At 51.6% G+C, this 16,168-nt stretch carries 15 protein-coding genes; all 15 read right to left on the reverse strand.

Annotated features, from left to right (window positions below; translation table 11 throughout):
- Positions 1-10 precede the first annotated feature (10 nt).
- The gene (glyS, locus tag Psch_RS03720; protein WP_190240216.1) at positions 11-2,113 is read right to left on the reverse strand and encodes a glycine--tRNA ligase subunit beta; all 2,103 of its coding nucleotides are present in this window, start codon (positions 2,111-2,113) and stop codon (positions 11-13) included.
- Between the two features lie 3 nt (positions 2,114-2,116).
- The gene (gene glyQ / locus Psch_RS03725) at positions 2,117-2,995 is read right to left on the reverse strand and encodes a glycine--tRNA ligase subunit alpha (protein WP_190239167.1); all 879 of its coding nucleotides are present in this window, start codon (positions 2,993-2,995) and stop codon (positions 2,117-2,119) included.
- A 625-nt stretch (positions 2,996-3,620) separates the two neighbouring features.
- Positions 3,621-4,052: a DUF4342 domain-containing protein gene (locus Psch_RS03730; RefSeq protein WP_190239168.1), complete on the reverse strand. Its 432-nt coding sequence runs from the start codon at positions 4,050-4,052 to the stop codon at positions 3,621-3,623.
- 49 nt (positions 4,053-4,101) lie between these two features.
- Positions 4,102-4,842, reverse strand: a complete 741-nt coding sequence (recO, locus tag Psch_RS03735; RefSeq protein WP_190239169.1) for a DNA repair protein RecO — start codon at positions 4,840-4,842, stop codon at positions 4,102-4,104.
- 24 nt (positions 4,843-4,866) lie between these two features.
- Entirely contained in the window at positions 4,867-5,805 is a 939-nt protein-coding gene (gene era, locus Psch_RS03740; protein ID WP_190240217.1) for a GTPase Era, read from the reverse strand.
- A 146-nt stretch (positions 5,806-5,951) separates the two neighbouring features.
- Positions 5,952-6,389 carry a cytidine deaminase gene (gene cdd / locus Psch_RS03745; protein WP_345789056.1) on the reverse strand — a complete coding sequence of 146 codons (438 nt, stop codon included), beginning with the start codon at positions 6,387-6,389 and terminating at the stop codon, positions 5,952-5,954.
- Between the two features lie 443 nt (positions 6,390-6,832).
- Positions 6,833-7,534 carry a diacylglycerol kinase gene (locus Psch_RS03750; protein ID WP_190239170.1) on the reverse strand — a complete coding sequence of 234 codons (702 nt, stop codon included), beginning with the start codon at positions 7,532-7,534 and terminating at the stop codon, positions 6,833-6,835.
- Positions 7,535-7,966: 432 nt separating this feature from the next.
- Positions 7,967-8,425 (reverse strand): rRNA maturation RNase YbeY, encoded by a 459-nt coding sequence (gene ybeY / locus Psch_RS03755; RefSeq protein WP_190239171.1) that lies wholly within the window; start codon positions 8,423-8,425, stop codon positions 7,967-7,969.
- The gene (locus Psch_RS03760) at positions 8,379-10,571 is read right to left on the reverse strand and encodes an HD family phosphohydrolase (RefSeq protein WP_190239172.1); all 2,193 of its coding nucleotides are present in this window, start codon (positions 10,569-10,571) and stop codon (positions 8,379-8,381) included. The genes ybeY and Psch_RS03760 overlap by 47 nt, the downstream gene beginning before the upstream one ends.
- Positions 10,572-10,585: 14 nt before the next feature.
- Positions 10,586-11,542, reverse strand: coding sequence for a PhoH family protein (locus Psch_RS03765; RefSeq protein ID WP_190239173.1), 957 nt, complete (start codon positions 11,540-11,542; stop codon positions 10,586-10,588).
- A 47-nt stretch (positions 11,543-11,589) separates the two neighbouring features.
- The gene (gene yqfD / locus Psch_RS03770; protein WP_190239174.1) at positions 11,590-12,837 is read right to left on the reverse strand and encodes a sporulation protein YqfD; all 1,248 of its coding nucleotides are present in this window, start codon (positions 12,835-12,837) and stop codon (positions 11,590-11,592) included.
- Positions 12,838-12,878: 41 nt separating this feature from the next.
- On the reverse strand, positions 12,879-13,160 hold the full coding sequence (yqfC, locus tag Psch_RS03775; RefSeq protein ID WP_190239175.1) for a sporulation protein YqfC: 282 nt from the start codon (positions 13,158-13,160) through the stop codon (positions 12,879-12,881).
- Between the two features lie 575 nt (positions 13,161-13,735).
- The gene (locus tag Psch_RS03780; protein ID WP_190239176.1) at positions 13,736-14,287 is read right to left on the reverse strand and encodes a hypothetical protein; all 552 of its coding nucleotides are present in this window, start codon (positions 14,285-14,287) and stop codon (positions 13,736-13,738) included.
- A gap of 61 nt (positions 14,288-14,348) precedes the next feature.
- Positions 14,349-15,326 carry a flotillin-like protein FloA gene (gene floA / locus Psch_RS03785; protein ID WP_427910086.1) on the reverse strand — a complete coding sequence of 326 codons (978 nt, stop codon included), beginning with the start codon at positions 15,324-15,326 and terminating at the stop codon, positions 14,349-14,351.
- A 289-nt stretch (positions 15,327-15,615) separates the two neighbouring features.
- On the reverse strand, positions 15,616-16,110 hold the full coding sequence (locus Psch_RS03790) for an NfeD family protein (protein WP_134218516.1): 495 nt from the start codon (positions 16,108-16,110) through the stop codon (positions 15,616-15,618).
- Positions 16,111-16,168: the final 58 nt, after the last annotated feature.

A 16,168-nucleotide genomic window follows, 5' to 3' on the forward strand; every position in this document is an offset into this window, starting at 1 on the left:
AAAATTTATATTAGGCTCCCTGTCCCTCAATTACAATTTTACCCAGATCCGCCACCTGCTTCACCAGAGCAGCCAAGCCGGCCAAGAGAGCCAAGCGGTTAGCCCGAACCTTTTCATCCTCCACCATTACCATCACCGAGTTGAAGAAACTTTCCAGGGGTTCCTGCATAGTGGCAATGGCAGCCAGTACGGCTTGATAATCCTGTTTCATCTGAGCATCATAGACCTTTTGCTTAATATCCAACAGGCTTTCATAAAGCCCCTTCTCACTGGCGTCCTCCAGCAGGGAGGGGTCTATGGCGCGCGTGCCAGCGTTTTTACTGAGGTTATTGGCCCTGATAAAAGCTGTCAGGAGGTTGCCGAAAGCCTGATTCTGCCGGAAGCTGTGCAAAGCCTGGAGCCTTAACAGTGTGTCGCTAAAATTGTCGAAACCTGCGGCAAGCACTGCTTCTATGGTATCATAGGAATAGCCTTTATCGCTAAAAATACCTCTGAGGCGCTGTTTAAAGAACTCCGCCACTTCTTCCTTGACATCGGTTAAGCCTAGCTTGAGCCGGACCTTCCCTTCATAGCCCCGGTAGGCCGTTTCAACCAATTTTCCCAGAGAAAGGGCAAAATCACCCTCAAGCAAAATATGGCTTATTCCCAGGGCTTGACGTCTTAAAGCATAAGGATCCTGGGAGCCGCTTGGCTGAATGCCGATAGCAAAGCAGCCGACAATATTGTCGGTCTTATCCGCTATACTCAATATTTTCCCGGGCAGCGTGGCAGGCAGTTGATCACCGGCAAAACGCGGCAGATAATGCTCATAGATAGCCGTAGCCACCGATTGCTCCTCACCGGAGCGCACCGCATACTCCCTGCCCATAATCCCCTGGAGTTCGGTAAATTCGAAGACCATATTGGTCACCAGATCGGCCTTGGCCAGGTAGGCGGCCCTGAGGGTATCCTTCAGCTCTTTTTCCTCAGCTCCCATTGCCACGGCTAAGGCGCCGGCCAGTTCCCCAAACCTTACCACCTTATCGTAAATGGTCCCCAGTGTCTCCTGGAATACCACCTTTTTTAAAGCCGGTACTTTATCGGCCAGCGCTGTTTTCAGGTCCTCCTGATAGAAGAAATTGGCGTCGGCGAGGCGGGCCCGCAGCACTTTTTCATTACCCGCCCGGACTATATCAAGGTGTTCCGACTTACCGTTCCTGACCGCAATAAACTTTGGCAATAATACGCCGTCAGGTCCGAGTACCGGAAAATAGCGCTGGTGCTCCCGCATTGGTGTTACCAGTACTTCCCTGGGCAACCCGAGGTATTCCCGGCTGAATTCGCCCACTAACGCAGTCGGGTACTCCACCAGGTTGTTGACCTCGCTCAATAGTTCCTCGTCTTCTTCCACCCTGCCGCCTGCGGCGCGAGCCTGTTCCTGGACCTGCTGCCAGATCGCCTGTTTTCGTTCAGCAGGGTCAACCAAAACATAATTACTCCGCATTTTCTCGAAATATTCCTGCGGCGATACTAGTGTTACAGCTTCCCGGGTTAAAAAGCGATGACCGCGGGTGGTCCGCCCGGCTTTCAGCCCGGCAAATTCAAATTCCACTATATCAGGGCCGAAAAGCGATACAATCCAGCGGATTGGCCTGGCAAAGCGGACGTCCAGGTCCCCCCAACGCATCGGCTTGGGAAAGTGAAGCCCGCTGATCAAACTCGCCCCTGCCTGGGGTAAAACGTCCAGGGCCGGACGGCCCGGCTCCCGTTTTACAGCAAAGACATATTCGACATGGCCGACCGGTTTTTTGAGCAGGTCACCTACCGCGACTCCCTGGCTCCGGGCAAAACCTTCGGCCGCTCTGGTCGGCGAACCGTCAGATTTGTAGGCCACTTTTACCGCAGGTCCCTTTACTTCCATCTCCAATGACTGCTGGTGGATAGCCAGGCCCTCCACATACAGCGTGATGCGGCGGGGAGTGCCGTAAGCCGCCAGCCGTTTATATGAGAGACGCTGCTCCTGAAAAAGGGCGGCCGCATTGTCCTTGAGCTCCGCCAAAGCCGGCTCCAGAAACCTGGCCGGCATTTCTTCCACACCTATCTCAAGCAGGTAATCCTGCGCGTTAATTGTCATCACCTACGCCTCCTTCCTCTTCAGGAGCGGGTAACCCATCGCCTCACGCTGCGCAACGTAGGCCTGGGCACATACTCGCGCCATGTTTCTAACTCTGCCGATGAAGCCGGTCCGCTCGGTTACGCTGATAGCCCCCCGGGCGTCTAATAAGTTGAAGGTATGGGAGCACTTGAGCACGTAATCGTAAGCCGGCAGGACAAAACCTTTTTCAACCACCCGCAAGGCCTCCTGCTCATACATTTCAAATAGCTTAAACAGCATATCCGTATCCGCCAATTCGAAGTTATAGTGAGAGTGCTCAACTTCTCCCCGGTGATGCACATCACCATAAGTTATATGATCAACCCAGGTAATGTCGTAGACACTGTCCACGCCCTGGATGAACATGGCCAGACGCTCCAGGCCATAGGTGATTTCAGCGCAAACAGGGCGGCAGTCAATACCGCCGCACTGCTGGAAGTAGGTGAACTGGGTCACTTCCATGCCATCCAGCCAGACTTCCCAGCCCAGGCCCCAGGCGCCCAGGGTGGGGGATTCCCAGTTGTCTTCAACAAAACGGATGTCATGTTGATCCGGGTCGATCCCGATAGCCCTGAGGCTGTCCAGGTAAACCTCCAGCACATCATCGGGTGACGGCTTTAAAATTACCTGATATTGATAATAATGCTGCAAGCGGTTGGGGTTCTCCCCATAACGGCCGTCGGTAGGCCGCCGCGAGGGTTCAACATAGGCCACCCGCCACGGTTCGGGACCAAGCGCCATCAAAAACGTTGCCGGATTCATCGTACCGGCTCCTTTTTCAACATCGTAGGGCTGCTGAATGAGGCATTTCTGCCGTGACCAGAAATCATCCAGCTTGAGAATAAGTTCCTGAAAGTTCATAATTACCTCCCTCTATGAAAAAATATTATTGTATATTTTGGAATAAATAAAAAACTCCCGGTCCCAGGTATCACTACCAGGGACGGGAGTTCGTTCCCGCGGTTCCACCCTGCTTGGCTGTGTTTCGGTCGTCAGACGTCGGAGGTCAGGCGTCAGAAAAAGAACAGCCCTCTTTTGGAAGCAAGCTTTACTAACTTTCACCGGTTCTATTGTGCTACGTGAAAATACATATGGCTTCTGCAGTGTCGGCCCAATGTAGGTGCGAATTCATTCGCACGATGCAACATTAACCTCAACAAGTTCGGCGCTGACGCGCCGTTGTGCGATTGAAACGGCGCCTACATCGGCTGGTATTTTCATAATACATGGCGCCGCGATAGCGGCGTGGGCAACTACCCTGCAAAAGACCGGTTGCAGCTTTCCTCTTGCGGCTTGGAAACCCCTTCACCGGAGCTGTTTTACCCGTTTCCACCAATACGGGCTCTCTGACAAAACAATAATCCGGCTACTATTTTTCCTCATTGCCTGATATTTTTTTACCAATTTAACAGATCCGGTGAGTAAAGTCAATGCCTGTGTCAATATTTACTTGTCATATCAGAGGCTTCCAGACGGTACTTTTCGGTTATAATCCTTCCTTTTCTGCTGTACAGGGCTCACCAACAGGCTCAATGTCCCGGCGCTCAAACTCCAGGGTGTACTTATGGGCCATCGCCGTCACCGTGCCAAGCGCACCCAGAATAGCTATCTCACTGCTGGCCAGAGCCCCGATAAGCCCCAGCGCCCCCACGGAAGCAGGGACTTCAAATACGGTTTCGTCACCTTTTTTTAATTTAATCCTATAGTTTTGCCCCTTGTGGAGCAGGCTCTTAAACTGCCCTACCATTTCCTGCCCGCGTGCCTGAAAGCGCTCACCTATATTGCGTCCCTTTTCCTCGAGATCAACCAGCGCCTGGACCACATCGCCCCCCGCCTCCTCAAGCGCTTCCCTGGCCTCCTTGTACCCAACTCCCAGCCGGGCCCTCAGTATGTCAATCTTTTCAAGATCACTGTTCATTTTTATCCCCTCTCTTCATTTTTTCTATTTACTCCCCATAAGATGATTTTTATACATAACGGGATAAAAAAGCAGCTGATTTTAATTCCCCCTCCAGGTGGTACCGGATGTATTTCCGGAGCATGTTCTGGAGTTGTTTCCTGGTGGGCTCGTCCACTTTGAGCTGGTGCAGTCTGGCGGGATCCCAGTCGGCCAAGATTTTCAATACCTCCACCTGCCCCCGGTTGCACGGCGCCGCATCCAGGTCGGCCGTACTGCAGTCGCCGCACAGTACCCCTCCCATGGACGGACTGAAGGAAAGCGGACCCTGCAACAACTCGGCGCCGCAACTGGCACAGGCATCTAAAACCGGGCTGTAACCTAAAAGTCCCGCGGCTTTGATTTCAAAGGCCCGTATCAATAATTCCGGATCTTTCACCGCCAGCAAGCGAAGAGCGGCCAAAAGAAGCAAAAAAAGAGGCCCATTAGGTTCTCCTTCGGCGGTAAAGGCATCAACCAGTTCAGCCATGTAGCTGGCCCGGCTGATGCTCCCAAGGTCCCGTCTGAGCGCAGGAAACATCTCCACCACCTCACACTGGCTCACCGAGTCAAGTTCCCGCCCGCGATGGATCAAAAAATTGGTGCGGCTGAAAAGCTGAACGGCCCCCCGTTTCCGGCTGGAAGGCTTGGCCACGCCATGCGCTATGACCCTGAGCTTGCCGTATTCACGGGAATAGAGGACTAAGATTTTATTTCCTTCACCACAGTCTCTTGACCGCAGCACAATGGCATCCGCTTTATATAATTTCACAAGCTGCACCCCAGCTTTTTTGTGCTACTCTTCCTCCTGGTAACCGAAGTTATGCAGCTGACCCTCCCGGTTGCGCCAGTCAGCTTTTACCTTGACCCACAGTTCAAGGTAAATTCTGGAGCCTAAAAGTTTCTCCATCTCTTCACGGGCCAACCGGCCAATTTGCTTCAGCATCCTGCCCTCTTTCCCGATCAGGATCCCCTTTTGAGATTCTCTTTCCGTATAAATAAGGGCCCGCACAGCAACAACACCGTTTGGCCGCTCGGCCAATTCCTCGATTACCACTGCGACAGAGTGGGGTATTTCCTGAGCCGTCAGTTCAAGCACTTTTTCCCTGATCAGCTCAGACATGATGAAGGTCTCGGGCCTGTCGGTAATCATACCGTCAGGGTAGTACTGCGGACCGGCGGGCAGGTAACCAGCTACCGTGTCAAGCAGCCGTGCTACGTTATCACCAGTGAGCGCGGAGACCGGTATTATTTCGGAAAAATCGTACAGCTTGCTGTACTGCTCTATCAAGGGAAGCATTTCTTCCCGCCTGACCAGGTCAACCTTGTTGATCACCAGCAACACTGGTGTTTTGATTCCTTTGAGCTGTTCCATAATAAAGAGATCCCCGGGACCGGGCGATTGAACAGCCTCTACCAGGAAAAGGACGACGTCAACCTCCCTCAGGGACCTCAATGCTACCTGCACCAAATGCTCGCCCAACCGGTTTTTCGGCTTGTGAAAGCCGGGCGTATCCAGAAAAACCACCTGGCAATCATCCTTTGTAAGAACACTCAGGATCTTGTTTCTGGTGGTTTGGGGTTTGTCGGACACAATAGTTACTTTTCTGCCGACCATCTTGTTTAAAAGTGTCGACTTGCCGACATTGGTCCGGCCAATCAGCGCCGCGAACCCGGATTTGAAATCATCTTTCACGCTATTCAAAGAATCACCTGTTTTCCTGTCCTTAGTAATTAGCAGCGGCTGGATAATTTATATTAGACGCCACGCCGGCAGCGGCGCCACGTATCATAAAAACACCAAGCGATGCAGGTGCAAGTTCCAGCCTAATGTTTAACGCAAAACCTATAACTATGAGTATTACCTATTCACCGGTTCAATCAGTTTTGGGAAGGTTTTTTGTTCCCGGGCGGCACGGCCTGGTCGGCTTTATCCAGTCTAAAGGCAGAGGGAAGCAGTTCAGCCACCGTCCGGACCAAATAATCACCCTGTTTATTAGCCATAAAGACTTTGATTTCGCTGCCGAACTCAGACAGAGCCTGACGGCAGGCGCCGCAAGGGGTACAGTATTCTTCAGTTCCCGCCGTTACGGCGATTGCTTCAAAATCGCTCGCCCCGCAGGAAACAGCCTTGAATAAAGCCACCCGTTCAGCGCAGCAGGTCAGGCTATACGAGGCATTTTCGATGTTACACCCCGTGTAATATCGTCCGTCCCTGGTTAGAATCGCGGCTCCCACCCTGAATTGGGAATATGGCGCATAGGCCCTATCACGGGCCTCCATTGCCGCCTTGATTAACTTTTCGACAGGAAAATCCAAAACAATCCCACCTTTTTGGACGTGGGTCGTGGGACGTGAGACATGGGTATCTGCTGCATTCCTCCGGGGTCAATGTGTACAAAACACACCCATTGTCATCGTGGTTTTGTTGTAAGTACGATTTCTAGCACACTCGCACTTCGAAGCAGCTTAAGAGATTTCTACTGCTTTCCCGTTGGCTTTGCCGCGAATGAATTCGCACCTGCATTTTTGGGTCCCGCGTCCATAATATCAATAGGCATATCTTCTATGTATTATTGCCAACTTCCTACACTTTACGACTAGGCAATCCCATATTTATTCAAATAAACCCGCACCGATACTCATACATCCCTCGTCTGGCATTCCATTCTTCTATGTATTATAACTTACGCCTTCCGACCTGCTACGTCCTAATTTACACGATAAAAGCATCACCTGCTTACTCACGTCCCACATCTCACTCACCAGCCTGCCAGTTTAAAAACTACCATGGTTGCGAGTATACCCAGCAGGGCTCCGGCAACTACCTCAAGCAGGGAGTGCACTTGCGCGTCCAAACGACTGTGCGCTACCAGCAGGGCTATCACCAAAGCGATGCTGGCCACCAGGGCGCTTCCGGTATACAGAGCCAGGGCAGTACACCCTGCAAAGGCTACGGCTGTATGGCCGCTGGGCATACCCCCCTTAACGTAGGTACCCTTGCTGGTTATAGCTTTACCTATTGTCACCAGAACCATCACCAGCAACAGCGCTATCATAGTAACGGAAAGCGGTGTTGCTTTTACTCTGGCGCCAAGATTAAATGAAGAACCTTCAAGGCGGGGGTAGAATATGATGTAGGCCACCACCAAAGAGTTCAAGGCGGTCATCAGCACGGCTCCGGCCGCGACGTTTTTGGCTATCTTCGCCAGGGGATGAAACTCCTGGACACAAAGGTCCACCACCGCCTCGATCGCGGTATTAAAGAGCTCTGCCATAATCACGAGGGTAATCGCGAAAAAAATTAACAGCAAATCCCTTGAGCTTACTGGTATATAAAGACCCAGTCCCAGTACCAGCAAGGCCGCAGTTAAGTGGATACGCATATTTCGCTGGGTCTTAACCGCATAAACAACTCCAGCCACAGCGTAGTTGAAGCTGTCTAAAATTTTGCGCAATCCCACAAAAGTTTCCTCCACTTCATCGATCGAAATACTTTTATAATGCTGTGTAGTGTCCGGTGCATGGGCAATTACCCTGAAAATGCAGGTGCGAATTCATTTGCACAAAAGTGACTTCAGATGCCCAAGTTCGGCGCTGGCGCGCCGTGTGCGATTGAAATGGCGCCTACATCGGATGGTATTTTCATGATACGTGGCGCCTTGATAGCGGCGTGGGTAACTACCCTGGAAATTACACTGAACGCTAGGTTTTCATTCTCTGCCGGCGCATATAAAGCATGGTTTCCAAGTAACTAATTATCAAAGTTCCTTAAAGTCCTTGCTCATGCCCCGGCCTAACATACTTTTTATCCGCTGATTGCAACAGCAGCTCAAGACCCCTTGGCAAGTTGTGAGGCTTGCTAAAACGCGGTTACTCCTTTAACAGACGTACAGCTACCTGGATATGTTCAGGCTTGCCAGGATCTCCTCTTCTTTCAGGCGCATCATTTCGCGACCTTCTTCCTCCTGGTGATCATAACCCAGCAGGTGCAGGACTCCGTGGGCGGTCAGGTAGGCAGTCTCACGCCGGAAGCTGTGGCCATATTCGTCAGCCTGGCGCCGGGCGGTCTGGACAGAAACCACCACATCGCCGAGGATTAACTCTTCCTCCTGACCGGGTAAAGCTTCCCCTTCCAGCATGGCAAAGGACAGCACATCGGTAGGGCTGTCGATACCGCGGTATTCGGAGTTCAAACTCCGGATGTACGTGTCATCGACTAATACCAAACTTACCTCGGCATCTTCCCCATAACCCTCACTCTTCAGCACTGCCTCAGCAACCCCGGACAAAAATTCAGCCAGGTCATCATCCACCGTTACCTCGTCCTGTAAGTTGCTTACGAGCACTGACATTTTTCTTTCTCCTTTCGATCTCCTGGGACATATCGGGATACTCAACCCGGGAGTGGAAAATACCGGACAAAACCCTGACAAAGGAGTTGGCGATGAGGTTGAGATCCTTAAAGGTCAAGTCGGACTCTTCCAGCTGACCGTCGTTCAGCTTATCCTTGATAATCTTGCGTACCAGGCCTTCCACCCGGCCAGGTGTACGATTGTTGAGGGAGCGTACGGCGGCTTCCACCGTGTCGGCCAGCATTACGATGGCTGCTTCCCTGGTCTGAGGTTTGGGGCCTTCATACCGGTATTCTTCTTCCGTAACCGTTTCGGGGCGGTCGCTTTCCAAAGCTTTATGATAAAAAAAGCTGACCAGACCGCTGCCGTGATGCTGTTCAATAATATCAATAATACCCTGGGGCAGCTTGTGTTCCCTGGCCATTTCCACTCCGTCCTTGACATGTGAGGTAAGGATCAGGGTACTCAAAGAGGGTGCGATTTTATCGTGGGGATTGTCGCAGGTCATTTGATTCTCAATAAAGAAGTATGGCCTTTTGATTTTCCCTATATCATGGTAGTATGCCCCCACCCGGACCAGCAGCGACTCGCTCCCGACAGCGTCGGCGGCAGCTTCAGCCAGGTTCCCGACGATAATGCTGTGGTGATAAGTACCCGGGGCTTCCGTTAGAAGCCTTTTTAGCAACACATTGTTGGGGTGGGATAGCTCAAGCAGCCGCACCGGCGAGGTAAGGCGGAAAGTGTGCTCCAGAAAGGGCAGGGACCCGTTGGTCAGGATTGAAGACAGGATACCGCTGGTTATCCCTAAGGCCAGGCTTGACGTAATTAACAGGCCAAAGGGGGTCCCGTATACCAGTCCAACGATAAAAATAGCCACGACATTGGCCCCACTGGTATAAAACCCGGCCCGTACCAGATCACCCCGCTGGCTCAGCTTGGAAACACTGTAGACACCTGTAATCCCGCCGATCAGTCCAACCAGGCCGAAGCGAATCTGGTTTTCTGTCATGATTACCAGGATCAGGCTCATCACCGCGACTACCAGTACGGCCAGACGCGAATCAAGGAGAATTGCAATGAGCATGCCCGCCGCGGCCATGGGTACCATGTAGCCGAATTGCGCGCCGAACTCCGGCCATTGGCTTACGTTAATGGCAATGATGGCCTTGCCGACCGCCAGTACTACCAGGACAATAATGCCTAAAAGGTAAATCAATCCGGGATGGTTGTAAATATCCCGGTTTTGTTGATAAAGGTAGAACAGGACCACGACCACTAGCAGTACCATCAGCAGGAAGACACCGAGGATTGAGGGCCAGGGCAGCTTCGGGCGGGTCAAACCCAGGGCCTGGAGTTTAATCAGGTGATCCTCGGTTACAATTTCACCTTCACCGATAATTTTTTCCCCTTCCTTCACCGACACCATGGTCGGCGGAACCAGGGACATGGCCTCCTCCTGTTTTTGCTTCGTTATTTCCATATTAATGAAGGCGTTTGGCCGCAGGTAGCGGTCGATAGCACCTACAGAAAAATTCTCATAGTGTTTGGGCAGACTCATCCTCGCAATCTGGCTGCTCAGGGTTTTCTTGGCGTCTTCCAGCTCGTCCTGGGACACACCGTCACCAGTTTCCAGTAGACCGGCAACCATAGTGTTGAGAGATTCTTCCACCTGCCGCGTAGTAGCCTGGGGCGACCCGGCCAGCGCTTCAATTTCATCGGCAGGCAGGACAAAAGGCAATATCTCGTGCAGCTTAGCCACCTTGCCGGCCAGGTCAAGGCTGTTGTCGCCCTGGATCTCCCATACCTTACCGGTCAGGTCTGTAATATCTTTCTGCGTACCGTTTACTACCTGAGGGTCCGTGGAATAGACTTTGTCCACTTTTTCCGCAGCCTGCAAGCGTTGTTCGTTGGTTTTTTCCTTATCTTCAAAGACAATACTTTTTTCCGCCTTAAAGGTCCTGGGAGATACCTGCCCGACCACCAGGTTGCTCTTACTGGGCACAATATTGGCGGTGAGGATAAAAGTTAAAAGAAACAAAAACAAAATTGCCGCGCTGCCCCTCCGTACTTTGCGGTGCCTCACCAGCAGGGACAGGACGGCTGTCAATTTATCCTTGATCCTGCCAAAAGTGAGCTTGAGCCGCACTCCTGGCCACCTCCTTACTGCCCCTTGTCATAAGCCTTAATAATTTCCTCCACCAGAGGATGCCGGACTATGTCGTCCCCGGTCATAGTATGGATGCTGAGACCTTTGACATCCTTTAAAACAGAAAGGGCATTAATCAGTCCGGATACCTGCCCCCTGGGCAGGTCGGTCTGGGTAATGTCCCCCGTAATCACCGCCTTGGAACCAAAACCAAGCCGGGTCAGGAACATTTTCATCTGTTCCGGTGTCGTATTCTGCGCCTCGTCCAGAATAATAAATGAATCTTCCAGCGTCCTGCCGCGCATGTAAGCCAAAGGCGCAATCTCTATGATGTTTTTTTCCAGGTATTTTTGGGTGCTCTCAACCCCCAGAACATCATAGAGACTGTCATAAAGAGGACGCAGGTAGGGGTTGATTTTTTCCTGCAGGTCTCCCGGCAGGAAACCAAGCTTTTCCCCTGCTTCTACAGCGGGGCGCGTTAAAACCAGACGCTCCACGTCCTTGTTTCGAAGCGACTTGATGGCCATAACGACGGCGAGATAAGTCTTCCCTGTCCCGGCAGGGCCGACTGCAAAAACCACATCATATTTTTTGATGGTTTCGACGTATTTCTTCTGCCCGATGGTCTTTGGCTTTATTTGCTTGCCGCGCTGCGTCACCATGGCAACATCCGTAGCCAGGCTCTCAAGGGCATGTTTGGCGCCGCTCTGGGAGGCCTTGATGGCGTATCCAACCTCCTGAAAAGTCAAACGGTTTCCGGCACGGCAAAACTTTTGCAATTGGGTTAAGACTTCACGGGCCTGTTCAACTCTCTCCCTGTCACCGGAAATGGTCAGTTCCTGCCCCCGGGCTACTATACGGACCTCCAGCGTTTTCTCAATCTGGTCCAAGTGTCCGTCATTCTTCCCGAATACCTCGGCAGTGGTGCCAATGTCGTCAAGCTCAACCCTTGCCTCAAATTTTTCCGCCAATCAGGCAGTCCTCCTTATTACACTACACAGTCTTTACTGAATAAATATTAAGGTTTGAACAAGCTCTCGGCGCCTATCTCTTCAATGGTTTCAACTGTCACCTTGACCCGGACAATGTTTTCCGGATGACCGGTCTGAACTTCCTCCAGCGAGCGATTGACTATTCCGGCCTCTTCGGGGACCAGTCCGGCTGCTTCTGCCAGAGCCCGCTCCCCAGCAAGGCTGCGCGCTCCTTCAATACCAAGTTCTTCACGGTATTCGGCCATCTCAAAATATTTTATGGTTACTAGTTCGACGGGTACCTCAAGATTCCTCCATTGAGGGATTGTTTTAACAAAAGTCTCGGTTTCATAGAGTTCGTAGGGAATATTTTGGTCGCCAGATAAAATTATTTCCTTACCTTTAAATTTAATACTTACGCGGGTTTCCGACCTTCCAGTAAGACGTCGTCCAGTCTCCGCAATTTTGGCTTCACCATAGCCGTCGTACCAGACCCTGGCCCTGACGATGCCCCGGGCGTGGACGAAGCGGGAGGGCTTTTTAGGCTTATTAGCCTCCTCACCCTGCTTCTGTTCTTCACCAGGCTTGGGCGGCTCCTCAAGCGGGGGTATTTCTCCCGATATTAAAACCTGTCCGGGCGACACGGTGTCTCCCTCCTTAACTGCCGGGTGACCGTTTAATACCAGCACATCCTTGACCAGTCCGGCTTTGGTCGCGATGATATGGGAGGGCCGGTTATCTTCCGCATCGGGGACTACACGCTCCGCTACCTCTATCGTCACTTTGGCGCCTTTAATATATACGCCGGTCCAGGCCACCAGGGGAAGCTTTTCTTCTAAAGCCGCTTCCACCCTGCCGGGCTCGACCCGCCATTTCGGCATACCACGGTTGAGCCCCGCTTCAGCCGCGGCGCCCAGCACTTCGGGAACAGTCAACCGTTCGGTTCCTTTGACTTCGATAAACCAAACAAACGAAGAAAGAAAGTAAAGCGCGCCGAGGAAAAACAAAACTCCCAAAGCCAGCGCTTTTCTGCGCAGCAACCGTTTATATAGAAAAGGAAAACCAACGCGCCGCTCAAAGTGAAAACGGCATTTGGTCCGCCTGGCGATGTGGCGCAGTGCTTTGACAGCGCCCAGGCGAACTTTCAGTAGAACAGCTCCTTCTCTTACCCTTGTTATATCCCAGAGGTAGATGCCTCTGCTGGCAGCCATGTTGACGAATCTTTCCGTCGCTTTCCCGGTTACCAGGATCACCACGTAACCCAGCAGAGCAGACATCAGTCTAAACAATAACATAGAAAATCCCCCGAATTCAAGTTATGATATTTATTTCTTCATCAAAGGAAACTGAGCGACCGGATTTTTCCTTCCACACACAGCTCGTCCGGCAGTATATTACGAAGCATCAGGTTCTCACCAACGACCGCGACTTCGCCTTCCCCTACGCTTACCCTGACCCCTTCCGTAGTGTACTCTATTATTCCGCGGTGGTTTTCAATAAAAAGCTGAATATTGCCGATCATGATTATCTTCGGCAAATTCAGGACCACGTCTCCGGGCAGTTCCATTGCTTCAGAAAACTGCCTTTTAACTTTCCTTTGAAAATCGCGCCAGCCCATAAAAAATCCCCTCCTCGCCACAATTTTATGCGACTGAAGGGGAATAAATTACTATTTAATGGTAATCGCACCTGCAATATCCTTTACATACTGCCATTCCTCTGGGTCATGTGCGAATGAATCAACCATGTTTTTCAATCACATAATACCAATGAAAATTGTTAACCGGTTCTCGAAAAGCCTTTGGGGTAGTGGGCTTGGGGTTATCCTCCGCTCGCTTCGCAATTCTCCATTTGTGAAACAAGAACGTCATCCCGGCCGCAACTCCAGACAGCCCTCCGTTAGCTACGCGCTATTTAAGCTTTTCTGCATGCAACGCACGCGCTAAGGAACACACCCAGGTGCTCCGCTCGCTCCGGATAACCCCAAGCCCGCAAGTCAAGCCTTTTCGAGCAATATTCTTGAGACAGGTGCGCTACACTCGCATTTTATAATAGGTGCAAAACTATGTTTCATATTAATTCGCGCCCACATTTGCTTGGGAATACTTCGTAGGCTGGACACTTGTTTTCAGTGTAGTTGCACATGCCGCTGTCGCAGCACCAGCAGAGAATGAGAGCTTAGTGATGTTATTCTCAGTAGTTCCGCCTTTTGGAACGGAGACCGCCGCGAGGACCCAGTATTTGCGACCAGGCCATTCCCTTGACCACCTGACCAGGGCATAGCATATCGCTGAACGGACCTTCCTGGTCACTGCGCTCGCATCGCTTCCGGGCAGGGCCCCCCTTTTCGCCTTCCATGCCGCACGGAGCTTTGACTTCAGCCCCTGCTACAGGACCTTCAGGGCACAACCCGGACGGCTGTCCTTTCACGGGGGGGGCAGCCATTTCCTCGGCTAAAACTACCGGCTCGCTGTATTCCGCTAACGGCTCTTCCTCCCAGTCCCTTCTCATGACGGATAATTCATCAGGCTGTTCATAGCCAGGCGGTTCTTCGCTGCGCCGGGTAAGGTACTCAGGAATTTTGAGCTTGGGCTTCTCTTCACTTTCAGGCACAGGCCTTCCCATACCTGGCGGGGGCCCGCCCAGAGGGCCATCGAATCTGCCTTTGCCCCCGGCACGTTCCATAAGGCGCCAGATACTTCTCGCCAGGAGGAATAAAAAGACCAGCCAGAATATCGTATTCAATTTAACACGCCCTCGTATATCGTTTTACTCCGGTTGACTGCATGGATTTTGTCCGGCAGGATTATTTCACAGGCAGGTCAGGGCCGGCGTCCTCTCTTTGATGACCGATCCTGGACAACGAATCCCTCATCTGGGTATCAGAGAGCAGGTTTTGCAAATTATAATAGTCCATCACACCAAGCTTGCCCTGGCGCAGGGCTTCTGCCATGGCAAGAGGCACCTCGGCTTCAGACTGGACGACTTTGGCTCGCATTTCCTGTACAGAGGCCTTCATCTCTTGCTCCTTGGCCACGGCCATAGCCCTTCGTTCCTCAGCCTTGGCCTGGGCAATCCGCTTGTCCGCTTCGGCCTGGTCGGTCTGCAACTGTGCGCCGATGTTCCGGCCCACATCCACATCAGCGATATCGATGGAGAGAATTTCAAAAGCTGTTCCGGCGTCCAGCCCCTTGCTGAGAACAGTTTGGGAAATCAAATCGGGATTTTCCAGGACAAGTTTATGGCTTTCAGCGCTGCCCACAGTCGTAACCACACCCTCACCGACGCGCGCGAGAATCGTCTCTTCGCCGGCGCCCCCTACCAGGCGGTCAATATTGGCCCGTACGGTTACCCTGGCGATTACCTTAACCTCAATCCCGTCCTTGGCTACCGCCGAGACCAGAGGGGTTTCCAGCACCTTCGGGTTGACACTCATCTGTACAGCCATAAAAACATCACGCCCGGCCAGGTCTATTGCCGCCGCCCGCTCGAAGGGCAGCGGTATTGCGGCCCGTTCCGCGGCAACCAGCGCATTTACCACCCTATCCACATTACCTCCGGCCAAATAATGCGCCTCCAACTGGTTTACGGTAATGTTAAGCCCTGCCTTATCTGCCTTAATCAGCGGGTTAACAATCTTTGCAGGAGGTACTCTCCGCAGGCGCATTCCTATTAAGGTAAAAATGCCTACCCTGACCCCCGCCGCGAGCGCAGATATCCATAGCCCTACCGGTATAAAACTAAAAACAACTGCAACAGCGATAAAAACAAAGACAACAAGCATCAGCGAAGCGATAAATCCTGCGTTCATAGTTAATTTCCTCCCTATTAATTTATTTTATAGAATTTCTACTGCTTTTCCATAGGGCTTGTGTGAATGAACCAACTAAAGCTTTCATCCACAAACTCTCAATGAGAATATGTACCCACCATTTAATCACTGATCCGGTTATTAATGTAGGTGCGATTTCAATTGCACACGCCGCGCCAGCGCCGGACTTGTGGGAGCTAATGTAACATTTGTGCGAATAAATTCGCACCTACATTTTTTGAGATGCGCTCTGTGTGCATTTTCAGGTTATTTCTTTAACAACCACTCTAGTTCCTTCAACCTTGATAACTTTGACCGCCGCTCCAGTACTGACAAATTCTCCTTCAGTCACTACATCCAGACGGTGACCATCAATTTCGGCAGCGCCGGACGGGCGCAGCGGCGTAAGAGCCGTTCCTTCCCAGCCTGTAAAAAGGCTTAGTTCAGAAAGTGGGGCTACGTAGCCTTCTTCTTTTTGCTGCCTGTTTTGAAGAGTCAGCTTATACCACATATTGTAGCGGGACATCAGCTTAATTCCGACAAACAAGATAATTATAGTGGCGACAAGCGCCATAACAAGTGCTGAAGTAGCCTGAGTGACATCAACCGCAACTAATAATATTCCCCAGCCCACCAATATAATTCCTGTAATGCCAGCCACTCCAAATCCAGGAAATACGAAAATTTCCAATATCAGAGCAATTAAACCCAGTAAAAAAGCAAGATAGGCCAGCCAGATAATAAGCGCGGGAGACATAATATGGGTCCACCTCCTTATTGCAAAAAATGCTTGGCTTAAGGCCAAGCATTATCTT

The organism is Pelotomaculum schinkii (assembly GCF_004369205.1).
Classification (GTDB): Bacteria; Bacillota; Desulfotomaculia; order Desulfotomaculales; family Pelotomaculaceae; genus Pelotomaculum_C; species Pelotomaculum_C schinkii.

Excerpts from the sequence above, each read along its gene's own strand:
- glyS (WP_190240216.1), bottom strand. The coding sequence starts at position 2,113 with ATGACAATTAACGCGCAGGATTACCTGCTTGAGATAGGTGTGGAAGAA.
- glyQ (WP_190239167.1), bottom strand. The coding sequence starts at position 2,995 with ATGAACTTTCAGGAACTTATTCTCAAGCTGGATGATTTCTGGTCACGG.
- Psch_RS03730 (WP_190239168.1), bottom strand. The coding sequence starts at position 4,052 with ATGAACAGTGATCTTGAAAAGATTGACATACTGAGGGCCCGGCTGGGA.
- ybeY (WP_190239171.1), bottom strand. The coding sequence starts at position 8,425 with ATGTCAGTGCTCGTAAGCAACTTACAGGACGAGGTAACGGTGGATGAT.
- yqfD (WP_190239174.1), bottom strand. The coding sequence starts at position 12,837 with ATGTTATTGTTTAGACTGATGTCTGCTCTGCTGGGTTACGTGGTGATC.
- yqfC (WP_190239175.1), bottom strand. The coding sequence starts at position 13,160 with ATGGGCTGGCGCGATTTTCAAAGGAAAGTTAAAAGGCAGTTTTCTGAA.
- floA (WP_427910086.1), bottom strand. The coding sequence starts at position 15,326 with ATGCTTGTTGTCTTTGTTTTTATCGCTGTTGCAGTTGTTTTTAGTTTT.
- Psch_RS03790 (WP_134218516.1), bottom strand. The coding sequence starts at position 16,110 with ATGTCTCCCGCGCTTATTATCTGGCTGGCCTATCTTGCTTTTTTACTG.